The following is a 2,639-nucleotide window of genomic DNA, read 5'->3' as shown; positions in this document are numbered from 1 at the left end:
GTATCCGCTGGCGAAGGCCGGCTGGCTGGAAGAACGCGTGATCGTCGACAGCAAGAGCGGGGTGAGCGGCGCCGGACGCACCCTCAAGACGCCCTATCTGTTCGTTGAAGCCAATGAGAACATGACGCCCTACAACATCGGCTATCGTCATCGCCACATCGCCGAGATGGAGATGGTGCTCAACGCGGCTTCGCCCAACGGCGGCTATCGCTTCACCTTTTCGCCGCATCTTCTGCCGGTGAATCGCGGCATTCTCAGCACGATGTACGTGCGTGTGCCGAGCGGCGTCACCGAGGCGCAGGTGCGCGACCTCTATGAGGAAACCTACGCCGGCGAGCCGGTCATTCATCTGCTGCCCGCCGGCCAGCAGGCTTCGCTGCGCCACACGGTGCACACCAACCGCTGCGCCATCAGCATCACGCCGGAGCTGCCCGACGATCCGACCTGTCGCGACCTGATCATCGTCGCCACCGAAGACAATCTGATCAAAGGCGCCAGCGGACAGGCGGTTCAATGCATGAACCTGGCGTTGGGATTCCCAGAGACGGCCGGGCTGTTGTGAGTGGCATTTTTTGTGAATTCAAACAGGGTGAATGCGAGAAGAGATGAACCACGAGGAGCGCTACATCGTCGTCCTGAAAGTGGGCGGCAACGAGCTGGACGATCCGGATTTTCTGTTTGGGCTGGTCAACGCAGTGAAGGCCGTTATGGCGGAGGGGCATCACCCGGTGATTGTGCATGGCGGCGGCAAGGCGGTGACCGATCTTCAGGCGAAGTTGGGGCTGAAGGAGCAGCGCATCGAGGGGCTGCGCGTCACCAGCGACGCCGACATGGATGTGGTGGAAATGGTGTTGAGCGGGCTGATGAACAAGCGCATCGTGCGCGCGCTGGTCAACGCGCACATCCGCGCGGCGGGCTTCAGCGGCGTCGACGACGGCACGCTCTACGTCGAAAAAATGTGGCACCCCTTCGGCGACCTGGGGCGCGTCGGCGAGGTGCAGGACGTCGACGATCATCTATTGCGCACGCTGATCGCAGCGGGCATTGTGCCTGTGATCAGCCCGGTGAGTTTTGGCGCGCTCGACGCGCTCAGCTATAACGTCAACGCCGATCACGCCGCCACCGCCATCGCCGCCAAGCTCGGCGCCATCAAGCTCGTCTTCATCAGCAACGTGCCGGGCATCTTGGTCGCCGGTCGCGTCGTGCGCGCCGTGACGGCGGAGCAGGCGGAGGAATGGATCGAGGAGGGCATCATTTTCGGCGGGATGATTCCCAAGGTGCGCAGCGCCATCGAGGCGGTGCGCAACGGCGTGGCGCAGGCGGTCATCACCAACCTCGCCGGCGTGCAAGACGGCACGGGCACCGGCGTGATCGGCAGTCGATAGAGTGCTCACCGCCGAAGTGTAGAGCTTTGAAGCATGGCGGCTCTGCGTTTCTTTGCGTGAAGTTTTCTCACCAAAGTCCAAGGAGGAGGCATGAACGCGCAGGAGGTCATTCAACTGGAGCAACAGCACGTGCTCGGCGTCTATGCGCGGGCGCCTTTTGTGCTGGAGCGAGGCGAGGGCAGCACGCTCTACGACACAGAAGGCCGCGCTTATCTGGACTGTGTGGCCGGCATCGCCGTCAACGCGCTCGGCTACAACGATCCGGGCGTCATGCAGGCGATGCAGGAGGCGATGGCGACAGGGCTGTTGCACGTGAGCAACCTGTATCACACTGCGCCGCACGCGCGGCTGGCCGCGCTGCTGTGCGAAACGAGCTTTGCGGACAAAGTGCATTTCTGCAACAGCGGCGCCGAGGCCAACGAAGGCGCGTTCAAATTTGCGCGTCGATACGGACGCGCGCACGGCGGCGAGGAGAAAGTCGAAATCCTGGCGTTCACCAATGCCTTTCACGGGCGCACGATGGGCGCGTTGGCCGCCACCCCGCGGCCCAAGTATCAAGACCCCTTCAAGCCGCTGATGCCCGGCGTGCGCTTCGCCGAATTCAACGACCTCGAGAGCGCTCGCCGACAGATGGACGAACGGGTCTGCGCCATCATCGTCGAGCCGGTGCAGGGCGAAGGCGGCGTCCATCCGGCGACGCCTGAATTTCTGGCCGGACTGCGAGCGCTGGCCGATGCGTACGATGCGCTCTTGATTTACGACGAAGTGCAGTGCGGCGTCGGTCGCACCGGCAGCCTGTGGGCGTATCAGGGCTACTGCAAGCAGGGGAACGGTGCAATCGACGAAAAAGGCTGCGCGTTCGAGCCGGACATCCTGACCGCGGCCAAGCCGCTGGCCGGCGGCCTGCCGATCGGCGCCATTCTGATGCGCCAGCGCGTGGCCGAGGTGATGCAAAAGGGCGATCACGGCAGCACCTTCGCCGGCGGCCCGTTGGTGACGCACGTTGCGCACCACGTGGTGAGCCGCATCTCGCAGCCCGACTTCCTGGCCGCCGTCGAGGCTAAGGGCAAGTTGCTGCGCGACCTGATCGAGGAGATCAACAGCCCGCACATCCGAGAAGTTCGCGGCAAAGGGTTGATGATCGGCGTCGAACTCGATATAGAAGCGGCGGAGGTGATCCAGCGAGGGTACAAAGAAGGATTGATCCTGGTCAATGCAGGGACGAACGTGCTGCGTCTGGTGCCGCCGCTCGTG

The 2,639-nt window shown here is 63.5% G+C and carries 3 protein-coding genes; all 3 read left to right on the top strand.

Translation table 11 applies throughout. The features are described from left to right. On the top strand, positions 1 to 562 hold a 562-nt coding region (locus GXH28_RS15860), incomplete at its 5' end, for an Asd/ArgC dimerization domain-containing protein (RefSeq protein WP_255464599.1). Between the two features lie 43 nt (positions 563 to 605). Further along, a complete protein-coding gene (argB, locus tag GXH28_RS15855; protein ID WP_169239977.1) occupies positions 606 to 1,385 on the top strand; it encodes an acetylglutamate kinase in 780 nt (259 codons plus the stop codon). Positions 1,386 to 1,475: 90 nt separating this feature from the next. Next, positions 1,476 to 2,639: aspartate aminotransferase family protein (locus GXH28_RS15850; protein WP_169239976.1), on the top strand; the 1,164-nt coding region annotated here is incomplete at its 3' end.

The sequence above is a fragment of the Candidatus Roseilinea sp. NK_OTU-006 genome (assembly GCF_012931985.1).
GTDB lineage: Bacteria > Chloroflexota > Anaerolineae > J036 > Brachytrichaceae > JAAFGM01.
Note: the sequence above shows the minus strand (reverse complement) of the source record. Positions and strands in the feature narration are given on the sequence as shown.